At 63.5% G+C, this 22,060-nt stretch carries 24 protein-coding genes; 16 read left to right on the top strand and 8 right to left on the bottom strand.

Translation table 11 applies throughout. The features are described from left to right. Positions 1–144 precede the first annotated feature (144 nt). A complete protein-coding gene (locus tag M0R89_RS01465; RefSeq protein ID WP_248650797.1) occupies positions 145–2,238 on the top strand; it encodes a hypothetical protein in 2,094 nt (697 codons plus the stop codon). A gap of 4 nt (positions 2,239–2,242) precedes the next feature. On the opposite strand, the gene M0R89_RS23525 is transcribed toward M0R89_RS01465, so the two are convergent. Then, complete coding sequence (locus M0R89_RS23525; protein ID WP_438267672.1) at positions 2,243–2,377, bottom strand: DUF7503 family protein; 135 nt, start codon at positions 2,375–2,377, stop codon at positions 2,243–2,245. A gap of 256 nt (positions 2,378–2,633) precedes the next feature. Between M0R89_RS23525 and M0R89_RS01460 the strand changes: the two genes are divergently transcribed. From M0R89_RS01460 to gcvPB, 6 genes are all read left to right on the top strand, one after another. Beyond that, positions 2,634–3,320, top strand: coding sequence for a DUF7504 family protein (locus tag M0R89_RS01460; protein WP_248650796.1), 687 nt, complete (start codon positions 2,634–2,636; stop codon positions 3,318–3,320). Positions 3,321–3,686: 366 nt separating this feature from the next. Beyond that, complete coding sequence (locus M0R89_RS01455; RefSeq protein ID WP_248650795.1) at positions 3,687–3,866, top strand: AbrB/MazE/SpoVT family DNA-binding domain-containing protein; 180 nt, start codon at positions 3,687–3,689, stop codon at positions 3,864–3,866. A gap of 97 nt (positions 3,867–3,963) precedes the next feature. Next, on the top strand, positions 3,964–5,055 hold the full coding sequence (gene gcvT, locus M0R89_RS01450) for a glycine cleavage system aminomethyltransferase GcvT (protein WP_248650794.1): 1,092 nt from the start codon (positions 3,964–3,966) through the stop codon (positions 5,053–5,055). Between the two features lie 2 nt (positions 5,056–5,057). Continuing rightward, on the top strand, positions 5,058–5,441 hold the full coding sequence (gcvH, locus tag M0R89_RS01445) for a glycine cleavage system protein GcvH (RefSeq protein ID WP_248650793.1): 384 nt from the start codon (positions 5,058–5,060) through the stop codon (positions 5,439–5,441). 263 nt (positions 5,442–5,704) lie between these two features. Then, the gene (gene gcvPA, locus M0R89_RS01440; protein ID WP_248650792.1) at positions 5,705–7,048 is read left to right on the top strand and encodes an aminomethyl-transferring glycine dehydrogenase subunit GcvPA; all 1,344 of its coding nucleotides are present in this window, start codon (positions 5,705–5,707) and stop codon (positions 7,046–7,048) included. Then, on the top strand, positions 7,049–8,560 hold the full coding sequence (gene gcvPB / locus M0R89_RS01435; RefSeq protein WP_248650791.1) for an aminomethyl-transferring glycine dehydrogenase subunit GcvPB: 1,512 nt from the start codon (positions 7,049–7,051) through the stop codon (positions 8,558–8,560). Between the two features lie 28 nt (positions 8,561–8,588). Here the strand turns inward: gcvPB and M0R89_RS01430 are convergent, their stop codons facing one another. Beyond that, positions 8,589–8,945, bottom strand: coding sequence for a response regulator (locus M0R89_RS01430; protein ID WP_248650790.1), 357 nt, complete (start codon positions 8,943–8,945; stop codon positions 8,589–8,591). Positions 8,946–9,095: 150 nt separating this feature from the next. Between M0R89_RS01430 and M0R89_RS01425 the strand changes: the two genes are divergently transcribed. Beyond that, positions 9,096–9,956, top strand: coding sequence for a class I SAM-dependent methyltransferase (locus M0R89_RS01425; protein ID WP_248650789.1), 861 nt, complete (start codon positions 9,096–9,098; stop codon positions 9,954–9,956). 185 nt (positions 9,957–10,141) lie between these two features. On the opposite strand, the gene thrS is transcribed toward M0R89_RS01425, so the two are convergent. The 4 genes from thrS to M0R89_RS01405 form a co-directional block, all read right to left on the bottom strand. After that, on the bottom strand, positions 10,142–12,070 hold the full coding sequence (thrS, locus tag M0R89_RS01420) for a threonine--tRNA ligase (RefSeq protein ID WP_248650788.1): 1,929 nt from the start codon (positions 12,068–12,070) through the stop codon (positions 10,142–10,144). 201 nt (positions 12,071–12,271) lie between these two features. After that, a complete protein-coding gene (locus M0R89_RS01415; protein WP_248650787.1) occupies positions 12,272–13,042 on the bottom strand; it encodes a hypothetical protein in 771 nt (256 codons plus the stop codon). 116 nt (positions 13,043–13,158) lie between these two features. Next, complete coding sequence (locus M0R89_RS01410; protein WP_248650786.1) at positions 13,159–13,341, bottom strand: hypothetical protein; 183 nt, start codon at positions 13,339–13,341, stop codon at positions 13,159–13,161. Positions 13,342–13,533: 192 nt separating this feature from the next. Continuing rightward, complete coding sequence (locus tag M0R89_RS01405) at positions 13,534–14,373, bottom strand: hypothetical protein (protein WP_248650785.1); 840 nt, start codon at positions 14,371–14,373, stop codon at positions 13,534–13,536. A gap of 180 nt (positions 14,374–14,553) precedes the next feature. Here M0R89_RS01405 and M0R89_RS01400 point away from each other — a divergent pair, with 180 nt between their 5' ends. Next, positions 14,554–15,327 carry a helix-turn-helix transcriptional regulator gene (locus tag M0R89_RS01400; protein ID WP_248650784.1) on the top strand — a complete coding sequence of 258 codons (774 nt, stop codon included), beginning with the start codon at positions 14,554–14,556 and terminating at the stop codon, positions 15,325–15,327. Between the two features lie 83 nt (positions 15,328–15,410). On the opposite strand, the gene M0R89_RS01395 is transcribed toward M0R89_RS01400, so the two are convergent. Next, the gene (locus M0R89_RS01395; protein ID WP_248650783.1) at positions 15,411–15,578 is read right to left on the bottom strand and encodes a DUF7838 family putative zinc beta-ribbon protein; all 168 of its coding nucleotides are present in this window, start codon (positions 15,576–15,578) and stop codon (positions 15,411–15,413) included. A gap of 401 nt (positions 15,579–15,979) precedes the next feature. On the opposite strand from M0R89_RS01395, the gene M0R89_RS01390 reads away from it, so the two are divergent. From M0R89_RS01390 to M0R89_RS01370, 5 genes are all read left to right on the top strand, one after another. After that, on the top strand, positions 15,980–16,219 hold the full coding sequence (locus tag M0R89_RS01390) for a glutaredoxin family protein (protein ID WP_248650782.1): 240 nt from the start codon (positions 15,980–15,982) through the stop codon (positions 16,217–16,219). Between the two features lie 126 nt (positions 16,220–16,345). Continuing rightward, positions 16,346–16,879, top strand: coding sequence for a cob(I)yrinic acid a,c-diamide adenosyltransferase (locus M0R89_RS01385; RefSeq protein ID WP_248650781.1), 534 nt, complete (start codon positions 16,346–16,348; stop codon positions 16,877–16,879). A gap of 187 nt (positions 16,880–17,066) precedes the next feature. Further along, positions 17,067–17,618, top strand: coding sequence for a hypothetical protein (locus M0R89_RS01380; RefSeq protein WP_248650780.1), 552 nt, complete (start codon positions 17,067–17,069; stop codon positions 17,616–17,618). A gap of 97 nt (positions 17,619–17,715) precedes the next feature. Further along, positions 17,716–18,171, top strand: coding sequence for a nuclear transport factor 2 family protein (locus tag M0R89_RS01375; protein WP_248650779.1), 456 nt, complete (start codon positions 17,716–17,718; stop codon positions 18,169–18,171). A gap of 2 nt (positions 18,172–18,173) precedes the next feature. Beyond that, positions 18,174–18,371 carry a DUF8527 family protein gene (locus tag M0R89_RS01370; RefSeq protein ID WP_248650778.1) on the top strand — a complete coding sequence of 66 codons (198 nt, stop codon included), beginning with the start codon at positions 18,174–18,176 and terminating at the stop codon, positions 18,369–18,371. A 47-nt stretch (positions 18,372–18,418) separates the two neighbouring features. On the opposite strand, the gene M0R89_RS01365 is transcribed toward M0R89_RS01370, so the two are convergent. Further along, positions 18,419–19,372, bottom strand: coding sequence for a zinc-dependent metalloprotease (locus M0R89_RS01365; protein ID WP_248650777.1), 954 nt, complete (start codon positions 19,370–19,372; stop codon positions 18,419–18,421). Positions 19,373–20,185: 813 nt separating this feature from the next. Between M0R89_RS01365 and M0R89_RS01360 the strand changes: the two genes are divergently transcribed. Then, the gene (locus M0R89_RS01360; protein ID WP_248650776.1) at positions 20,186–21,415 is read left to right on the top strand and encodes a Cdc6/Cdc18 family protein; all 1,230 of its coding nucleotides are present in this window, start codon (positions 20,186–20,188) and stop codon (positions 21,413–21,415) included. Positions 21,416–21,608: 193 nt separating this feature from the next. Beyond that, the gene (locus M0R89_RS01355) at positions 21,609–21,785 is read left to right on the top strand and encodes a DUF7501 family protein (RefSeq protein WP_248650775.1); all 177 of its coding nucleotides are present in this window, start codon (positions 21,609–21,611) and stop codon (positions 21,783–21,785) included. Positions 21,786–22,060 lie beyond the last annotated feature (275 nt).

Below are 22,060 nucleotides of genomic sequence, written 5' to 3'. Positions count from 1 at the left end.
AGTCATTATTGACTACATCTCTGATAAAGCTACGCGTTCATAACAGTACCGATACAGGTGGTCACGGACGCCACTCCGTAGCGGTCGTTCCCGCCCGTGTCAGTAGATAGAACTATAAATTCGGGCGAGTACGGTTCGGAGTGAATGAGGTTCGACGCGCTCGAGGACCGCACCGGAGTCCGCATCTTCGACCCCATCGAGAGCGTCCGGTTCGAGTTGTACACTCCCGAGTCCGTCGAACCGCAGGCTGCATCGACCGACGAGTTCTACTTCCCCGTGGACGACGCTGTCGGGTTTCGCGCCACGGCGGTCGAGATTCCGAAACTGGTCTCGACGGTCGTTCGGCGACAGGACGGGGAGATGATAGCCGACGCGACCGCGAGCGACGTTCAGCAGTTCGACGACGGGAACTATCTCATCGAACTTCAGAGTACGCCGATGAAAGTCTACCTCGTCGTGGACGGAACCCTGAGAATCGTCCCCGGCGACGAGTCGGTCACGGTGAAGTTCGGCGAGAACCGTCGCGTTCGGGTCGGCGCGCGGTCGTTCCACGAACACCCGGTGGGGACCATTACCGTCACCGACGACGTGGAAGACGCGATGGCGGCGGTCTCGCGGTTCGGGTCCGCGCTGAAGACGACCTCCTGCGAGCGCTCGTTCCCGACGCTTCGGGGCTACCCGCCCCGAATCGAGCGCGGCGACTCGTTCGAAGTGTCGGGCGACATCGACGTTCCGGACACGGACGTCGAACTCGTCCTGCCGCCCGAACGCGAGCGCGTCTATCCGATAGCGTCGCTGGCGTACTATCTCGGTGCGGAAGTCGTCAACGGCGCGGAGCCGCGGCTGGTGGCGGGCGACTTCGAGTATCCGCTCGACGGACCGGACGGCTACGAGGCGACGGTCAATCGGGTCCTCAAGCAGGTCTTCTTCCTCGACTGTCTGACTCGGACAGAGGGCTACTACCCCGTGGACCTCCACGAGCGCGAGCAGGTCGAACCGTCGGTGGACCTCGATTTCGCCGACCTCTACGGGCGACCGCTCGCCGAGCAGTTGCGCGCGTATCTCGCGGTGCCGTACGACGTGCTGGAGCCCCACGTCCTCGACTGGCATCTCACCACTGACATCGTTCCCGAGGCGAAGAACGCGCCCGCGCTCCCGCACTTCGCGCACGAACTCTCGTTGCTGCGGACGCCCGAGAGTCCGAAACCCCGCTCGCCCCAATCCACGCTAGAGGGCATCGAGGAGTTCACCAGAGCGGCAGTCGCCTCGGGTGACTTTACCCGGAGCGCGAGCGACCTCGCCCGAAACGCGGGCGGTGACTGGGAGTCCGACGACGAGATGTTTCAGGTCGAACCGGCCGAGACGGTCGAACACGCGTGGGTCGGCGACGGCTACCCCGTCGGTGCCAACAAAGTGACGATAGACTCCCTGCACCGGGAGGCCGAGCGCACGCCGCCCGACGAGTCGGAAATTGAGGTCCACGTCGTCTGCAACGACTCGCGCATGGCCGAGGAGAACGTGGTCAGCGAGTTTTACGGTCTCCGGGACTTCGTGAACTACGACGTATCGGTTCACGAGGAACTGACGGTCGCCGAACTCGCGAGTCTGCTCGAATCGTCGGCGGATTTCCTCCACTACATCGGCCACGTAGACAAGGAGGGATTCCGATGCGTAGATGGCTCTCTCGACGCCGATTCGCTCGAATCGGTCGGTATAGAGGCCTTCGTCTTGAACGCGTGTCGGTCGTACGAGCAAGGCGCGAAACTGGTCGAAAAGGGCAGTCGCGGCGGCGTGGTCACGCTGGCGGAGGTAGTTCACTCTGCCGCGACGAAGGTGGGTCGGGCGCTTGCACGGTTGCTAAACTCCGGGTTTAGACTTCGCTCGGCGTTGAGTATTGCGAAAATGGAGGTAACGGTATCGATGGAGTACGTAACGGTCGGCCACGGTGGCTTGACGCTGTGTGAGGGTGAAAGTGGTGGACCGGTGAGATTCGACCTTCGGAAGGACAATAACGAATACTTGGTCGATTATTATTCGTATACGAGCTCGTCGTACCGATTAGGAAGCTTAGCTGTTTTTATTGGTGACTCCTCAATTCGATATCTTACCTCCGGACTGCTCGGGACGTTCCGGATGAAGGAAGAAAAATTAAAATTGGTACTGAACTCCGATTTTGCACCGGTTAAAATTGGCGATGAACTCCATTGGAGCGGAGAGTTCTTCGATTTAGATGTTTAAGAATTCATGGACCGTTGGTCAAACCTGCACTGTTTGCCGCAACGTTCCCTGCTTGCGCTAGCACCACTCCAGTAGTAAATAGGAAACCAATCAGCCGCGGATGCTGTTTCAGTTGAGCGAGTACGTTTGTGCTTGGCATGTACTAGTCTTGTATATACGCCGTAAATTATATTTTTCTTAATTATTCTAACTATGAAATATATCAGAAAAGTCGGTGAACGAGGGCGAAGCTAACTCAATGCGACTGTTCGATCTCGGTTGGCAAAACAACTGGGGCCTCCTTCCGGTTCTGTGGCGGCCGAAGCACATCTGACCGAGACGCACCGCCGTACCGGTATCTATCCGGCCCTAAATTCCGGAAATTTTATCATAGTAAACTCCGACAAAATGAGTAAATGACCACCGAACTTCGTTTTCGCGGGAGTGGAGCGAATCCCCGTTTCTCGGAGTGGCTCGCGAAACTCAAGCGAACCGGGAGCAATATCCTGCTCACCGGCGAAGTCCCCGACGCGGTTTCCGCCCGCGCCTCTCGGTCCCTCTTCGGCCGCGAGGACCGCCGGTTCCGCGTCCTCGGACTGACCGACCAGACGATTCGGAACGCGGCCACGCGTCTCCCCGACGACGCCTCCTTCGACGACCCCACGACGTGGATTATCGACCAGCGCCGCGGCGAGCGGTCGGTCCCGGCGACGGCGCAGGGGTTCACGCCCGACTCCGACTCGCTCCGGACCGACGACGCCCGACAGCTCTGCGACGAGATTCAGACCGCCATCAGTTTCTACGACGAGCGAGCCGACGGTCTCGACCCCGCGGAACTCCGCGTCGGCGTCGATTCGCTGTTTCCCCTGGTGCAGGAGGACCGCGCGGCGACTCGTCACGTCCTGGGCACGCTCTGCGCGACGGTCCGGAGCGTTCACGGGATGGCTCACTATCACCTCCGGGTTCCCGACGACGAAATCGTGGACGACCTCATGGGTCTGTTCGACGCGCGCGTCGAACTCCGGAGGCGGCCGCGACGGAACCCCGAACAGCGCTGGTACGCGCCCGAAATCGACGCGAAGACCCCGTGGATGGAGTTGTGAACGCACCCGAGTTCCCTCCCGCAGTTCTCTCTTCTACGACCGCCCCGACGTTTCCTTGCGGTAGCACTCCCGTTCTCCAGTTCTAACTGTAGCACGACGTGACGTTCCGCCGTTAGTTCCGCTCACTCGGTGTCCGCGAGTGCGTGCTTTCGGAGGATGGTCGTCGCCTCCATCCGGAGCCTCCCTACGAGGCACGTGACGGGTTACGACCGGGTTTCACCGCGCAGTTCCTCGGGCGGCCGTCGACGCAAAACAGTCATCGATTTGGCGTGAATGCCGGCGAATAGTTAGTTATCTCACCCGATAGTCGATATAGTCGAAATAGCTAAGAGTCCATAACAACACCGATACCAAAGACGGCGGTAGATGAGTTCAGACGATTCCGACGAAAAGATACTCGGCACGACGACAGTGACCCAGCGGTGGCGCATCAGTCTCATCAAAGCCGTCCGCGAGGAGTTCGCCGAGGAGGGACTCGACGTCGAGGAGGGCGACCGACTCGTCTACAAACTCCGAGACGGCCAGATTGTCATCGAACCGGCGTGACCGCGCGACGCCGACCCAGTTCGTTTCCTCGCAGTCGAGTACCGCTCGTCGGTCCGGAAGACAAAGCATTACGTACCGGGCGGACGACCGTTCCAGTATGACGCTTCGGAAGCCGCCGCTGCGCGACGTACACGACGCCGCGGGTGCGACGTTCACGGAGTTCGGCGGGTGGGACATGCCCGTCGAGTTCGACTCCATCAAGGCCGAACACCGCGCGGTCCGGGAGGAGGCCGGCATCTTCGACGTGTCCCACATGGGCCAAATCGAGGTGTCCGGTCCCGACGCCGAGCGCCTGATGCAACGGCTCACGTCCAACGACGTGACCGAACTCGGCCGCGGTGACTCCCACTACTCGATGATTCTCGACGAGGAGGGGACCATCCTCGACGACACCGTGGTCTACCGACTCCCCGAGGACGACGACGCCGAGTTCCTCTTCGTCCCCAACGCGGGCCACGACGAGCAGATGCACCGGCGGTGGACCGACCGCCGCGACGAGTGGGACCTCGACGCGACCGTCGAGAACGTCACCGACGAGTACGCGATGTACGCGGTGCAGGGGCCGGAGGCTCCGGACCTCGTGACGGGCGCGACCGGGGACTCGCTGTCGGACCTCTCGAAGTTCGAGGGGAAGTACGCCGAGTTCGCCGGAGCGGACTGCTGGACCGCCCGCACGGGCTACACCGGCGAGGACGGTTTCGAACTTATCCTCCCCGCGGGGTCCGCCGAAGCGGTCTGGGACCTGTTCGACTGTCAGCCCTGCGGACTCGGTGCCCGCGACACCCTCCGCATGGAGATGGGCTTTCTGCTCTCCGGGCAGGACTTCGACGCGGAGGACGACCCCCGGAACCCCTACGAGGCGGGCGTCGGGTGGACGGTCAACCTCGACACCGAGTTCGTCGGCCGAGACGCGCTCGAACAGGCCAAAGAGGAGGGTACCGACGAGAAGTTCGTCGGCATCAAACTCGTGGACCGAGGCGTTCCGCGCCACGGCTACGACGTGACCGACACCGACGACCACGTCATCGGCGAAGTGACCAGCGGGACGATGAGTCCGACGCTGGGCGAACCCATCGCGCTGGGCTACGTGCCGACCGACTACGCCGACCCCGGCACGGTCGTCCGCGTGGTGGTCCGCGGCCAGTCGAAAAAAGCAAAGATTGCGAACGTACCATTCCTGAGTGACTAACAATGAGCTTCGAAGTTCCCGACGACCGGAAGTACTTGGAATCGCACGAGTGGGTAGACGACGAGCAAGACACCGCGCGCATCGGCATCTCCGACTTCGCGCAGGACGAACTCGGCGACGTGGTGTTCGTCGAGTTGCCCGATGAAGGCGACGAACTCGCCGCGGGCGACGAGTTCGGCGTCGTGGAGTCCATCAAGGCGGTCTCGGACCTCTACTCACCCGTCAGCGGCACCGTCACCGCTGTCAACGACGCGCTGGCCGACCAGCCGGAACTGGTCAACGAGGACCCCTTCGGCGACGGCTGGATGCTCGAAGTGGAACTGGCCGACGACGGCGAACTCGACGACCTGCTGTCGGCCGACGAGTACCGCGACCAAATCGAGTAACCCCTCGGAACTTCTGATTTCTTTCGTCGAAAGCGTCGAGCGCGAACAGCAACCGCAGTAGCTCTGACGGCCACAAAATCTCTTTCTCCGTTTCGGTTCCCGAGCCAGTTGATTACTGAGCGGTCGCTTCCCATGTGCCGGTCTCCCTCCCGAGATGTCGCTCCGTACTAGCCACGGTTCTCCCACCGGCACCACGAGAGTTAACCGGAGAACGAAACCGAATACCTCCCAATTAAAACGGTACACTCCCTAGCCCCGACTACATGAGCGGACGACACGAGTCTGGGGACCGGGGAAGCCCGTACGCGCCCCACACCGCCGACGAGACCGCGGCGATGCTCGACGCGGTCGGCGCGGACGACGTAACGGAACTGTTCGACATCCCCGAGTCGGTCGCGTTCGACGGGGAGTTCGGCATCGAGGCGCGGAGCGAACGGGAGGCCGAGCGCCACGTCCGGGGCCTGCTCTCGCGCAACGACGACCTGACCGAGTTCCTCGGCCGAGGTCACTACGAACACTACGTGCCCTCGCTGGTCGACCACCTCTCGCTGCGGTCGGAGTTCCTGACCTCCTACACTCAGTACCAACCCGAGATTACGCAGGGGTTCCTGCAGGCCCTGTTCGAGTACCAGTCGATGCTGGTCGAGTTGACCGGACTCGACATCGTCAACGCCTCGATGTACGACCACGCCACCGCGCTGGCGGAGGCGGCCCTGCTCGCGGCGCGCGTCCGGTCGACCGACGGCGACCGAGTGCTGGTGCCCGACTACCTCCTCGACCAGCGCAAGGACGTGTTGGAGAACTACACCGACGGCGCGGGCCTCTCGGTCGAGACGTTCGCCACCGACGACGGGAACGCGGACGCGGACGCGCTGGCCGAGGCAATCGACGACGACGCCGTGATGGTGTACGCCGAGAACCCGACCACGCGCGGGACCGTCGAGGAGGGCCTCGCCGAAATCGGGGCCCTCGCCGACGACCACGACGCGCTGTTCTGTCTCGGCTCCGACCCCGTCGCGCTCTCGATTCTGCAGGAACCCGCCTCGGTCGGCGCGGACGTGGTGGTCGGCGACGCCGCGGCGCTCGGCCTCCCGACCGCCTACGGGATGGGTCTGGGCCTGTTCGCCTGCCGCGAGGACTTCGTCCGGCAGGTGCCGGGCCGCCTCGTCGGCGCGAGCGAGGACGCCGCCGACAAGCGCACCTACACCCTGACGCTCCAGACTCGCGAACAGCACATCCGCCGGGAGCGCGCCACGAGCAACATCTGTACGAATCAGGCGTGGGTCGCGCTCCGGACCGCCATCCACGCGGCGTACCTCGGCCCCGACGGACTCGTGGACCTCGCCAACGACTGCGTGCGACTCGCCGACGACCTCGCCGGGCGACTGGACGACGTGACCGGACTCCGGGCGCCGGTCCACGACCGCCACCACTTCCGGGAGTTCGTCGTCCACACGGACCAACCCGCGAACGCGGTCGTCGAGGATTTGGAAGCCGAAGGGTTCGCGGTCCACGCCGTCGGCGAACACGAAGTGCAGGTGTGCATCACCGACGCGAACGAACACGCCGCGGACCGACTCGTCGCGGCCTTCGAGGAGGTGGCCTGAATGGAATACGACCAAGCACGCTGGACGGACGGAAAGACGAAGGACGGAGAGAGCGCGGAGGGCCAGTACGAACCGCTGCTCTCCGAGAAGAACAGCGAGGAGGTCGAGGTCGATTCCCCCTTGCCCGACGACCTGACCCGCGACAGCCTCGAACTCCCGGCGCTCGAAGAACCCGAACTCGCGCGCCACTACACCCGACTCTCCCAGATGAACTACGGCGTCGACTCCGGGCCGTACCCGCTGGGGAGCTGTACGATGAAGTACAACCCCAAGTTCACCGAGGACGTGGCCGCGCTCCCGAGCGCCGCGGTCCACCACGACCGCTCGGACCGAAGCCTGCAGGGCACGCTCGGACTCATGCACGGCCTCCAGAACTACCTCGCCGAAATCGGCGGGATGGACGCCGTCAGTCTCCAGCCACCGGCGGGCGCGGCGGGCGAGTTCACCGGCATTCTGGTCGCCAAGGCCTACCACGAGGCCAACGGCGAGGGCGACCAGCGCGACGAGATTATCGTCCCCGACAGCGCCCACGGCACCAACTTCGCCAGCGCGGCGCTCGCCGGCTACGAAGTCGTCGAACTCCCGTCGGGCGACGACGGCCGGGTGGACTTGGAAGCGCTCGAAGCCGCGGCGAGCGACCGGACCGCGCTGTTCATGCTCACGAACCCGAACACGCTCGGCCTGTTCGAGCGCGACATCGAGGAGATAGCCGAGACCATCCACGACGCGGGCGGCCTGCTCTACTACGACGGCGCGAACCTCAACGCCTTGCTCGGACAGGCCCGGCCGGGCGACATGGGCTTCGACATCATGCACTACAACGTCCACAAGACGTTCGCCACGCCACACGGCGGCGGCGGTCCGGGAGCGGGTCCGGTCGGCGTGGTCTCGGACCTCGCGGAGTTCCTGCCCGCACCCCGCGTGCGGGAGCGTGAGGACCAGCGAAGCGAGTCCTCGGAACGCGCGAGCGACGGAACGCCGCGAGCGACCGACGGCGGCGCGTACGAGCGGTTCGACCCGGAGAACACGGTCGGCAAGGTCCACGGCTTCGAGGGCAACTGGCTCGTCCTCGTGAAGGCCTACGCCTACATCGCGCGTCTCGGCGACGAGGGCCTCGCGGACGCCGCCGAGAAGGCGGTCCTCAACGCCAACTACCTCGCGAGTCAGGTGGACTACGAAGTGCCCTTCGAACCGTTCCACCACGAGTTCGTCGCGTCGGCGGGCGACCAAGACGCCGCCGACGTGGCCAAGCGCATGCTCGACTACGGCGTCCACCCGCCGACGACCAAGTGGCCGGAAATCGTCCCGGAGGCGCTGATGACCGAACCGACAGAAATCGAGGGGAAAGACACCTTGGACCAACTCGCCGAGGCGTTCGACGCCGTGGCGACCGAGGACGACGAGACGCTGGCGAACGCGCCGAACCGGACCACCGCCCGGCGCATCGACCAGACCAGCGCCGCGCGGAACCTCCGACTCTCGTGGCAGTCGCTCGAAGGCGACGCGGAGTAGTCGAGCGAAGCGAAAGCGACTCCCACTCTCAGAGAACCGACGCGAGTTCGGCTTTCACGTCCTCCGGTTCGAAGGGCTTGGTGACGTAGCCGTCCGCGCCGGCCTTGACCGCCTGTTTCATCTTGCTCTGCTGGTCGACGCTGGTCACCATCACGATTACCGGCGGACTGTCTCCGGACTTGATTCGGGACGTCGCCTCGACGCCGTCCATCTCGGGCATCATGATGTCCATGGTGACCGCCTCCGGCCGGTGGTTCTCGTACTGTTCGACCGCCTCGGCGCCGTTGCTGGCCTCCGCGACGACTTCGAAGTCGTCCTCGACCGCCTGTCGGACCATCGTGCGCTGGAAGTCGCTGTCGTCCACGATTAACAAGGTAGGTGCCATTCGTTACTTGTCGTTCGCTGGAGAGTGGCATCTAAATAAAACCCACCGAATCCCCCGGTCGGCGTCGAAGCGACGCCCGAAAGTCCGGCCGCCAGCCCCGACGAGCGACGCTTTCGGAACGCTTTTTCCCGGCCCGGGCGGGCTACCTCCATGCGCGAACTTCCCCTCGACGACCTGCCGAAACATTCGCCGTGGCCCGCCCGACTCTTCGGGTCGGCGGACGGAGACGGCGACGCGGAGTACAGCGGGACCGGCGTGTCGGCCTACGACGAGGTGTACGCCAACCTGCTCGGACTCCTCGAAGCGAACCCCGAGACGGAGTTCCGGGAGCTACAGCGGTCGGCGAACCACTACGCCGAGGAGAGTCCCGTGCCGATTTCGCGGGCCGAGAGCCTCTACCTCGTGGACGTGGACGAGAAGCAGAAGTTACAGGACGAGGCGCTGGTGGCCTCGCTCGCGGGGACGCTCGACGGCGGCGAGACGGTCGTCGCCTTGGGCTGTGGGTGGGGGTACGAACTCGGCGTCCTCGCGGACGCCTACCCCGACTGCGCGTTCGTCGGGGGCGACCCGGCGGAGAACGGGGTCGCTCTCGGCCGGGAACTGTTCGGCGACCGCGACCGAATTCGTGTCGAGAGCTTCGACTTTCGGGACGACGAGTGGGACCTGCTGGAGCGCGTGCTGGCCGACGAGGGCGGCGACGACGTGGTTCTGTTCTCGCAGGGGTCGCTGACCGCGCTCCCGAGCGTGCGGGACGTCGTGGCCGACACGCTGGCCGAGTACGCGGACCGCGTGCGGGAGGGCGTCCACCTCGAACACGTCTACGAACTCCACGCCGAGGAGTCGCTCTTGGGGCTCCTCCGCCGGAGGTACGCCGACCGCCGGAACTACAACGACGACCTGCTGGCGTCGCTCCGAGCGACCGGCGCCATCGAAGTGACGAGCGCGACTTACGACGTGGTCGGCGGGAACCCGCTCCACCCGCTCTCGGAGATTCGGTGGGAAGCGGTCTGACCGTCGGAGAATGTGGCTTCGGCGCGTCGATTCGCTCGCTGGCCGTGAGGGATTCTCGGTCTAAAGACGACGAACGGGGAGAAGCGGTAGCTAAACCCCGTGCGTTGCTCGCACTCTCCGAGTCGAAAAGGGGAGAATCGAGAGAATCCAGAGGTGAACGTCGAAAGCGTCGAGAGGGACGCGGACTATTCGAGGAAGTTCGGTTCGACCGCCTTGCTCTCGACTTCGTCTTCGAGGTGGTCGCGGAACGCCTCGACGCTCACGTCGTCGCGCTCGCGCTCCAGACGGTCGCGCACCGAGATGGTTCCGGCCTCCTCCTCGTTGTCGCCGACGACGAGCATGTAGGGCACGTTGTCGTCGTGGGCCTGCTGAATCTTCTTGCCGACCGTCCACGACCGGTCCTCGATTTCGACGCGGAAGTCGCCGAGGTACCGGTTCTGAAGCTGTTTCGCGTAGCCGATGTTGTCGTCGCTGACCGGCAGGATGCGGACCTGTTCGGGCGCGAGCCACGTCGGGAAGTTGCCCTTGAAGTGCTCTATCATGACGCCCATGAACCGCTCGAACGACCCGAGCAGCGCGCGGTGGACCATCACCGGGCGGTGGGGTTCGTTGTCCTCGCCCGTGTAGGTCAGGTCGAGGCGCTCGGGGATGTTGAAGTCGAGTTGGACCGTGCCGATGGTCCACTCGCGGCCGATGGCGTCGACGGCGTCGAGCCCGATTTTCGGACCGTAGAAGGCCGCCTCGCCCTCCTCGACGTCGTAGTCGAGGCCTTGAGATTCGAGCGCGTCCTTCAGCGCGTCGGTGGCCTCCGACCAGATTTCGTCGCTACCGACCGCGTTGTCGCCCTTCGTCTCCAGTTTGTACTTGACTTCGAGGTCGAAGTGGCCGTAGATGTCCTCGATGATGCTGAGCGTCTGGGTGATTTCCTCCCGAATCTGGTCCTCCCGGATGAAGGCGTGGCCGTCGTCCTGCGTCAGGCCCCGGACTCGCAGTAATCCGGAGAGTTCGCCCGACTGTTCGTTGCGGTAGACCGTGCCGAACTCCGAGAACCGAACCGGTAGGTCGCGATAGGAGTACTGCTGGTCGTCGTAGATGTGGGCGTGGTTCGCGCAGTTCATGGGCTTGAGGCCGTACTCGGTGTCGTCCTGGTCCCACGCGAACATCTCGCCTTCCTCCTTGAAGTTGTCGTAGTGGCCCGTCGGCTTCCAGAGTTCGGCCTTGTTGAGTTCGGGCGTCCAGACCTCGTCGTAGCCCAACTCGTCGTTCTTCGTCCGGATGTAGTCCTCCAACTCGCGCCGGATGGTCATCCCGTTGGGGTGGTAGTGGGCACACCCCGGCGAGTGGTCGGGGATGGAGAACAGGTCCATCTCGCGGCCGATCTTCCGGTGGTCGCGCTCCTCGGCCTCCTGTCGGCGTTCGAGGAACTCCTCGAGTTCGCCCTCGCTCTCGAAGGCGGTGCCGTAGACGCGGGTCAGCATCTCGTTGTCCTCCTCGCCGCGCCAGTAGGCCCCCGAGATGGAGAGCAGCGCGAACCCGCCGATTTCGCCGGTGGACTCGACGTGGGGTCCCTTGCAGAGGTCCTCGAACTCGCCCTGCTCGTAGAAGGAGATGGACTCCTCGTCGGCGGCCTCCTCGTCCAGAATCTCGCGCTTGAAGCGGTTGTCCTCGTAGAACTCGAAGGCGTCCTCGCGGGAGCGCTCGAACCGCTCGATGTCGAGGTCCTCGTCGATGATGTCGTAGGCCTCGTCCTCGATGGCGTCGAGGTCCTCCTCGTCGAGTTCGACGCCGTAGACGTCGTAGTAGAACCCGTCGTCGGTCCACGGACCGATGGTCAGGCGCGCTTCGGGGTGGAGGCGCTGGAGCGCCTGCGCGAAGACGTGGGCCGCGGAGTGGCGAAGCACGTCGAGGTACTCGTCGCTGGAGGGCGTGACGATTTCCAGTTTCGCACCGTCGGGCAGTTCGCTCGCCTTGTCGACGAGGTCGCCGTTCACGACCCCCGCGACGGTGTCGCGGCCGAGACCGGGGCCGATTTCGAACGCCGCGTCTTCGACCGTGGCTCCCTCCTCCAGTTCGAGTTCCGAACCGTCGGGTAGGACCACCGTGATTTGGCTCATGTTTCGTTTACGGTCCCGGCGAACTGATAACCCTTTCTACCCGTGGGTTGGGGTCGGTCGGCGGTCGCGTCGACAGTAGGTGCTGTCGGTCGCGGACGGGTTCCCCGGAAAAGGGCCGCGGTCGGGAATCGAGGGCAAAACGGCTCGTCGATGGTCGGTCGCGGGACGACGGACCGACGGTTCTGGCGGGTGATAGAACGTTCAGTTGACGACCGTGTTGGTGTGGAGGTAGCTACTCCCTTCGCCGTAGTGGTACGCGCTGGTGTTGTAGTCGCTGGTCCCGTTGGAGTGGCCCGTAATCTGGACGGTGTGTTCGGAGTAGGTCCGCTTGTGGTCGCCGCCGTACTTGTCGTTGTAGTGCTTGCCGAACGCCTCGGAGAAGCATTCGCTCGACGACTCGCTCAGGTCGGTGAACTTCGACTCCTCGGTGTACCAGTTGCGCGCCGACCACGTGCGGGGCGTGACCGTTCGGTCGTTCATGATGGTGGCGTCGTAGTTCGAGTGGTAGTACCACTCCAGCCAGTGGGTGGTCCGACAGAGTTTGTACTCGTACTGATTGTGGGTGGTGTACTGGACGCTCAGGTCGTAGTTCTGCGAGGTTCCGTCGGGGGAGACGGTAGCGGTATTCGGTTCGGTCGCGACGTTCAACTCGCCGACGCCTGCGGTTAGATCGACGACTTCGTAGGTCGCGTTTTCGAGGTCGACCCGCAGGTCGTACTCGACCGGACCAACGGCGCTCGCCGAGACAGTTTGCTCGTAGCCGCCGTCGCGCTTCGTCACGGTCACCGCGTCGATTCCGGCCGCCCGGGCACGCTTGGCGTGGCCCGAAGCGGGCGTGGCTTCGACCAGTTCGTCGTTCGGGAGTGCGGAGGCACTGCTCGCGGCGGGGACCACGCCCGCGAGGCCGCAACCGACCGCGCCGAGTGTCTTCAGATACTGTCGCCGGTTCTGGGTTCGAGAGTCGTCTACCATGGGGCTTCGTCTTTACCTTACCATCTACTAATCTTATAATTACCTAGCGGAGCTTTCTCAAGAATAGGAATCGTTACAGCAGTTGTGCTGTCCGTTCGACTCGAAGGCGATCGCAGTTACTGACGGTTCCGAGACTTCACGAACTCCCCGAACGAGGAGGCGGTTCTTCGGATCGCCCGCGCGAGCGCGACGAAGAAGGCGGCTTCGAGATACAGAATACCGTACGCCACCGCCGTGAAGAGGGGACCGGACCCGAGCCACGGCAGGAGATTGTTTCGTAGACCGGTCGCGACGGCCATGGCGAACCACGCTGGCGGATACCACGTCCCACTCAGAAGTGGAATCGCAGCGAGGAGGGCGAACGTCACGACGATCACTCGACCGAAGAGCGTTCGTTTGGAGTCGGTAGCGGTGACCATACGTAGCATCTGTCGATAAGCGTTATACGTTTTCTGGGTGATTGGTTCGTGAAGATTCTGCGTGGCGAGTCGTCAGACGACCTTGACGTGCATGTGGAGCGCGTCGCCGTCCTCGCCGGTGTGGTCGCCGGTGCCGTAGTAGTCGCTGGTCCCGTTGGAGTGGCCGGTGATGCCGACCTCGTGCCACGACCACGTCCGCTTATCGTTCTTGTGCCAGTTGTCGCAGTAGTACTGGCCTTCGGCCTGTGAGAAGCACTCGCTCGACCCCTCGCTACGGTCCGTGAACTTGTTGTAGTCCTCGTACCACGTCGTGAGGTCGGCAGGGTCGCAGGTGTTCTCCCACGCCCGGCCGTCGACGCCACGGTTGTCGATGATGGTGGCGTCGTAGTTCGTGTGGTAGTACCACTCGAGCATGTGCGTCGTCCGGCAGAGCTTGCACTCGGCCCCGTCGTGCGTCGTCGCCTGCACCGTCAGGTCGTAGATCTGCGACGTGGCGTTCGTGCCGACGGTCGACTGCGTGCCGACCTCGCCGGGCTTGATAACGTTGAGTTCTCCACCGAGTACGTCGAGTTCGGGGATGCTGTAAGTGCCGCGCTGGGCGTCGACCTGCACGTCGTACTCGACCGGGATGACTGCAGTTCCGTCGACGCGCACCGCACGCCGGTCGCCGTCCGTCGACTCGACGAGCGTGACGTTGTTGATGAACGCTTTCTCGGCTTTCTCGGCCGCCCCGTTGGCGGGCGTCAGGTCGGTGGTTTGGACGCCCTCGGAACCGTTGCTGGCGGGCGCCGTCTCCGTCCGACCGGTGACCGCACTCGCGCCGAGGCCCGTAGCAGCAAGGCCTGCTACGCCGAGGTTGCGGAGGAGTCGTCGTCGGTTCGTCTTCGTCGGTTCGGGTTCGTTCGATGTCATGCCTCCTTTTCCCGTTGGCCGGCCCGAGTGTTATATACAACTATTTACTATAAAACAATAAATGAAATATGCTCAAATAAATCTATCACTTCTTAGTGAACTAATGTCTGGTTACAATAATAATAAATGGGCTGACTCGAAGATACGTTCATGAACCGGCCAGACGATAAATTCGAAGTGATGCGACTGATCTCGAAGAACGGACGGCTCATCTCGGAACTCCGCGAAGAGGTCAGGTCCAAACCGGAACTCGCGGCGCAGCTTGACGTTTCGTCCCAGACCATCTATCGGAAGATGCGCCAGTTGAACGAGTTCGGCCTCGCCACTCGGACGCCGGACGGATACCGTCTCACCGAAATCGGCGAGTTTCACGCGCGTCGCTTCGTTGCGTTATGTGACGCTTCGGAGACCGTGTTCGAGGTCGGCGAGGTCCTCTACGAGATTCCCGGCGATGACTTGCCCGAAATCGAGGAGTTCGCGGTCGCCGAGGTGACTCCTTGTAGACGGCACGCTCCGGACGCCCCGGTCGAACAAGTCACGCAGTTCATCTCGGGCGCACAGTCGCTACGGGTTCTCCTCCCCGTCTTCCGGCGTGGGTACGTCGACGCGATGGCCGAGCGGTCGGACCTCGGGACGATTCCGGTCGTCCTCGAAGACCACGCGGGAGATCGGTCGAACGGCGCAGTCGAGCGGAAACTCGACGAACTCGTTTCGATCGACGCAGTTCGGGTCACTCGGACGGACAGTCGGATTCCGGTCGGTCTCTTCCTCGACGAGGCGGCCAAACGCGTGGCGATCACAGCCATCGGAGAGCGCGGGAACGTCGCGGGCGCGATCGTCAGTTCCTCCTCGTCGGTCTACGACTGGGCCGAAGCTACCTACGACAGCTACGACGGTCAGGTCGATAACACCTCCGACGCTGTTCGGCCCACTGCCAGAGATTCGCCCGTCTAACTCGTCCACGAGCGAACTCCATTTCGGTTCCCCCCACGGTCGCCCGACTGTCGGTTCGTGCGACAGTCGAAGAATCGTCGTCCTTAAGCCTCGGCCGAGTCGATGTCGCCGTCGATGCGGACGAACCGGAAGTCACACTCCGGACAGCCCCACTTGGTCTTCTCGCCGAGGTGGAGGTTGGTGCTGGCGGTGCGATAGAACGTCCGCTCGGTGCCACACTGGGGACAGTCGTGGTCGAGTTCCTGAGCCATGGTTCGATTTCGAACCGCGCGACATTTGAGGATACTGGTTTGGTTGCGGTCCCCCGACCTTTGAGGACGAACGGGCGCTCGGGCCTCAGGGCCGGCCGTATCGTGCGCTCGGCGGTACCGGTAGCGGAATTCTCACTGGTGTCCTCCGTCGAGTCTTCTCGGAGAGCGCCGCAGTTGGCCCCAGTAAACTCTTTTTCGCTATATCAATCTCGGCGTCTATCTCGAATTGGTCGGGTCCAGTTTCCGGGCAGAGCGGGCGTCTTCCGGACGAAACGGAGTTTTCGGTGGAGGAACCCGCACGGAGACCCAACTGGCCTCGTTCGTGAGTCGCAGTTCGACGCCTTCGGAGAGGGCCCGCCGTCGGCATCAACTTCTTGCCGACCGAAGCCCAACGCTCGGGCATGTCCGTAATCCTGTACGCGCTCGACGGGTGTCCGTACTGCGAGAAAGTCCACGACGCGCTCGACGACCACGGCGTCGAGTACGAGACCGAATGGGTCGAGGCGCTCCACTCCGAGCGCGACGAGGTCAAACGTATCAGCGGTCAGCGCGGCGTTCCAGTCCTCGTAGACGAGGAGCGAGGCGTGACGATGGCCGAGAGCGACAAGATAGTGGAGTACGTCGAAACCTCGTTGGCCTGAGCGGAATGGAATACCGGTCGACGAAGATAATTTCTGCGGGACGGAAATCGGCGGTCGGGCGTGGCCAGACGACGCTCTCGCCCGTTCGGGAGGGGAGTTAAGTGCGGTCGGTCGGTAATCGAGAGCATGAAAATCTACACCGGTCGCGGTGACGAGGGCCAGACCGACCTCCGGGACATGTCGCGGGTCTCGAAGGCCAGCCCCCGAATCGAGGCCTACGGCACGGTGGACGAGGTGAACGCGCTCGTCGGGCGCGTCCGGCCGACGGGTCACGACGACGTGGACGACCAGTTGCGGGAGATTCAGAACCACCTCCACGTCGTGCAGGCGGACTTCGCCAACCCCGACCCGGACGAGGACGACCCGGAAGTCCTCGAGGAACACGTCGAGCAGTTGGAGGAGTGGATAGACGCCTACGACGACGAACTCGCGCCCCTCCAGTCGTTCATCCTGCCCGGCGGCGGCGACTCGGGTGCGCGACTCCACCACGCCCGGACGGTCTGTCGCCGCGCCGAGCGCCGCGCCGTCGCGCTCGAAGTCGAGGAGGACGTCAACGACACCGCGGTCACCTACCTCAATCGACTCTCGGACGCGCTCTTCGTCCTCGGCCGTATCGTCAACCAACGCGAGGACGTGTCCGAGGAGTCGCCGACCTACTGACCCTCCGCACTCTTCGGAAGACCGACCGTCCGCTCTCTTTCACCGAAGTCCGAAAGCTGACGCTGTCCGCTTCGGATTCGCGCGTAGTTCGGGTTCGCGCGTAGCTGTGAGCGTATCGGAGACGAAACGACGGGACGGCGCCGGACCGACACGTTAATTCTCTCTCGGCCGCATGCGATAGGTAGGCATGCGGATACGCGAGTGGAAGGACATCGTCGAAGACGTGGTCGAGAAGGACGTGGACCCCGACGACTGGCGGGCGGTCGGCGGCAAGCGGGCCGGCGGCGTCGGCGAAGACCTCTATCTCGGGCATCCGCGCGGCGGGGTCTACCACCTGAAGACGTACGCGAAGAACCCCTTCGAGGTGAAGGGCGTCGGCACGCGCGTCGCACGCAAACTCGACGACGAAATCGGTTCGTTCCTCCCCCAGCAGGAGACCGGAGGTCGGTTCGCGGTCCAGAACCCGCCCGAGGACGAGGACGACGCCGAGCAGAAGGCCAAACACCTCGAAGCGGTCGTCAAGGCGCACGCCGACGCGCCGACCACCCCGAACGATTTCTTCGACGACGTGATGGAGGCCCTCGACAGTCCTGCGTTCGGTCCCATCGACTTCGACCGCTACGACCGGCCCGACCCCGCCGACGAACTCTCCGATCGGTTCGAGGAAGCCGAGGACCTCCTGAACGAGGAACTGGACGACCTCATCGAGGACGACGACGTCGGCCGGGGCTTCCAGTAGACCCGGGGGTCTTCGGTCGGTCGCCTCGGACCGCGATTCGTCGACGAGGTGACGAGACAGTGAGTAGGCTTAAGCGAGTCCATCCGCACAATTCTCCATGAGCGCGACCGAAACCGTCGAAGAGTACTACGAGGCGCTTCGGCGCGGCGAACCCCTCTCGCCCTACTTCGCCGAGCGCGAGGACGTGGTGAAGTTCGGCATCAGCGACCGTCTCGTCGGCCACGAGGCGGTCGCCGAGGGACTGCGCGACCAGACCCGGACCACCGAGGACTGGCTGGTCGAGAGTCGGAACCCCCGAATGGTTACACCCGAGTCGTCGGCGGATTCTGCGGGCGGGTCTTCGGTAGGCGAATCGACGACAGGCGAGTCGGTAGCGTGGTTTACCGACGACGTCGGACTGTCGTGGGCCGACGATGCCGGGTCTCGGCGGTCGTTCGACACGCGTTGGAGCGGCGTTCTCGAACGCGAGGATGGTGAGGAGGAAACCGGCGAGAGAGACGACCGACGCTGGCAGTTCGTCCAGATGCACGTCAGCGCGCCTCGCGAACTCTGACGATGGTCGGGCCAGCATCCCAAGAGGACAAGCGCGAGGCGATGAACCGCCTCAAGGTCGCCATCGTCTTGCTGGTCGGCGTGTCGGCGGGTCTCGTCGCGTTCTCCAGCGGCGGGTCGCTGTTGCACGTCGCGGTCGCGGTCGGCGCGGGACTGGTACTCGGCGTGGCGCTTCTCGCGTATCTGATTCGAATCACGTGAGGACGAGAACGGTTCCGTCGCTGCTTCGTATCGTCGGTTACGTCCGATCAGGGGTTCACGCGGGCGAGCCACTGCTCGGGGTCGTCGAGTTCCGCGTCGGTCGGCAGGTTCTCCGGCCGGTCCCAGACGACCGTCGCGCCCTCGATGCCGCGTCGGGCGGCGACCGCCTCGAAGAACGCCTTGCCGCGCTCGTACTGGCGGCGCTTCAGGCCCAGACCGAGCATCCGCCGGACGAGTCGCGAGAGCGGGTCGCCGCCCTGTCTGCGGGCCTCCATCTTCTCGCGGAGGTCGGCGTACTCGTCGTCGAACGCGCCGTCCATCAGGAGTTCGGCGTACCCCTCGACGGCAGTCATCGCGGCGTCCAGTTCCTTGAAGGCCTCGCGGTCGAGGTGGCCCTGCGCCAGCGCGTCGATACCCGACTCCATCCGGGTTTCGAGGTGTTCGGAGAGCCATGGGGCCGCACCGAACTCCGCGGCGTGGGTCACCTCGTGGAAGGCTATCCAGCGCCGGAACCGGTCGTAGTTCACGTCGAGTTCGCGGGCGATGCGCTCGATGTTCGGTCGGACGAAGTAGAGGGCGTGTTCGTCGCCGTCAGCGAGCAGTAGCGGGTCGTACTGTCCGAGGACGTTCTTGCCCAGCACCGACAGCATCAGCGACATCGTCCCAGTGTTGATGGTCCGAGCGACCCCCGGCATGATGTCCGGGCCGTGTTCCTCGATGGGTTCCATCACTCGCCGGAAGGTGTCGATGTTGGCGTCGATCCAGTGGTGGCGGTTCTGCACTTCGATGGTGTCCGGAACGTCGAACTCGGCCCCGGAGACCTCGCGGACGCGGGCGCGAGCGTCGCGTACGTCGGTCGCGTATCCCTCCTGCTCGCTCGGCGACATCTCGATCGAACCGGGGTCCGTCGACGCTTTCGCGGCCTCGGCGACGGCGTGCCAGTCGATGGGGCCGGTTCCGGAGGCGTCGGCGATTGCCCGGACGCTACGGTAGAGACTCACGGATTTCAGTTGGGGCCGAGCGGTCAAAATCTTTCTGCTGGTCGGGTTACGGTCCGTATCGTGGCGATGACGAGGGGGAGTGGGGTGGGACACACCACCGTCGCGTTTGTAAGCGGGTTGGTGGGGGTTTCGATTGTCGGGGCGACGCTCAGCCGCTGTCACCACTCTCGCGGACGCACTGAAACGTTCCGAAGGAAAGATTATTTAGAAATACTGTATTCTCGTTTCAGGCTGTGAGAATAGTATATTGTGGACATTTACATACGAGATGGTGGCGTGTGTTGTCTCTCTAGAGAGGCGTTTCGTTACAGACGCGACGGAGGTGTGTCAGTCCGTCTCTGTTTTCCGACCGTACTCGGCGTCTCCGCCGTTTTTCTCGTCTGGTTCTCGGTTCGTTTCGGTTTTCTCCCCCTCGAGATTCCGGATTTTCCTCGACGCTTCAGATTCCCCTTCGCCACGCTTACCCGCCTCTTCTTCGTCCCTCTTTCCGCTTCTCTTGGTGCCTTTCTTCCCACCCTCTTCGTCCGCTTTCTTCCCGCCTTTGTTCGTCCTCCTCAGCTCTACCAGTCTATCTTACCTTTCGTCGGTCCACCCACCCCTCCCACCCTTTCGCTTACATCCGCGAGGTAGGTGTCTGTCCCAGTTGAACTGATTCCCCCGCGGCGCTGGCCAGAACATCCGCGAGGGTACTTTCGAGCCTACGACTCGCTCGAAGGGGCGACAACCGACGCTGGCCCCTCATTTGCCCCCGAGTTACATCCGCGACGATACCCCCTCCATTTATGTGCTGAAGTACGAAGGGAGTGGCAACTGATGGCTACCGACGACGAGGCGGACCGCGACCCGCTGTTCCGCTACGACGAGCCGATATTCGCCGACGAGGACCTGTTGCGTATCTCTCACCTCCCGGGTCCGAACCGCATCGTGGGACGCGACGAACACATGCAGAAGGTGGCCGAGGCCCTCAACCCCGCCATCTTCGGTCAGGAACCGACTCACCTCTTTATCTTCGGCAAGACCGGAACCGGAAAGTCGCTCATCTCCCGCAGCGTCTCCAAGCGCGTCGAGAACGAGGCCCAACACGAGAACGTGAACGTGAAGACCGCGTTCATCGACTGCGGCGAGCAGACCACCGAGGCGTCGGTCATCAAGACCATCGGGCGCGAACTCAACGACCCGAACGAGACCGGCATCAAGGTCCCCCAGCGGGGTCTCGGCACCGGCGACTACTACGACCGACTCTGGCAGATTATCGACACCTGTAGCGACGTGGTCATCGTCATCCTCGACGAAATCGACATGCTGGAGGACGACGAAGTTCTGCGGAAACTCTCTCGGGCGGGCGAGAACCGCCGCGTCACCGACTCGACCATCGGCATCATCGGCATCTCGAACAAGATAGACTTCCCGGACGAACTCAACGAGCGCGTCAAGTCGAGTTTCGCCCACGACGAACTGGTCTTCCCGCCGTACGACGCCCACCAACTCGTGGACATCCTCCAGAACCGCGCCGACGCCTTCCGCGACGGCGTCCTCTCGGACGACGCCGTTCCGCTGACCGCCGCGCTCGCGGCCCAAGAACACGGCGACGCCCGGAAGGCCATCGACATCCTGCGGAACGCGGGCCGAATCGCTACCAAGCAGGAGGACGAGGAGGTCACGGAGGAACACGTCTACGCCGCCAAGGAGAAGACCGAGGCCGACCGCTTCGCCGAACTCATCGAGGGCGCGCCGACGCAGGCGAAGGCCATCCTGCTCGCGCTGACCCTCCTGACCGAGAACAAGCCCCGCGACCAGTTCCCGACCCAGCAGATATACCGCCAGTACCAGACCATCGCGTCGGACCTCGACATGGACCCGCTCTCGGAGCGCCGCGTGCAGGAGATTCTACAGGAACAGGACTTCCTCAACGTCATCAACTCCGAGACGAAGGGTCGGGGTCGGGGACGGGGCGTCCACACCAAGCACCGACTCCTCGAGGAACCGGAAATCGTCAAGAAGGTCCTCAACCGGGACTCCAGAATCGCGGACCTCGGCATATAGTCGGCGTCTCGCCGTCGCATCTGATTGGCGTCTCACAGTCGCATCTGATCGGCATCTCGTCCCTCCGTTTCGTCGCTCCGCTTCCCTCCTCGGACGACACTGTCGAGCGTATATTAGGCACATATTATGCCAATGAAGGTATTTTAGACATATCCGCACAGAGCTTATATGCCAGAACGTCGGCGTAGTATCCATGTCAACGACACCGACGTGGAACGACCCGAACGACTGCCCCTTCTGCGGCAGCGAACTCCGGAACCCCGGCGCGGGTTTCATCGACCACATTCACGAGAACCCGGACTGCGAGGACGGGTTCGAGACGTGGCGGAGCAACATCAACGACGACATCTGCGCTGGCTGGTCGGGATAACCGCCGAACGACCGGCTCGAACCGCTTCTCGCGTCCTGTTCTCACTGTCCGTCCCGAGAACTAACTCGCCTCGGTTTCGGCGGACGGACTGCCGTTTCGCCGACCGAGAGTACATTCTAGAGCGCGAAGTCGTCGATGGTCAACGACTCGCTTTTGGCGAATGTAATAGGTGTCCTTATACGGATACTGAGAACTTAACCCGTCTTATAGGAAGGCTTATAGCCGCGTCTCGGCTACCGACTCTCACGATGAGATGCCCCCAATGCAGCGGTGAA

It is taken from the genome of Halorussus limi (assembly GCF_023238205.1).
Classification (GTDB): domain Archaea; phylum Halobacteriota; class Halobacteria; order Halobacteriales; family Haladaptataceae; genus Halorussus; species Halorussus limi.
This window is presented reverse-complemented; position numbering and strand designations above follow the sequence as displayed.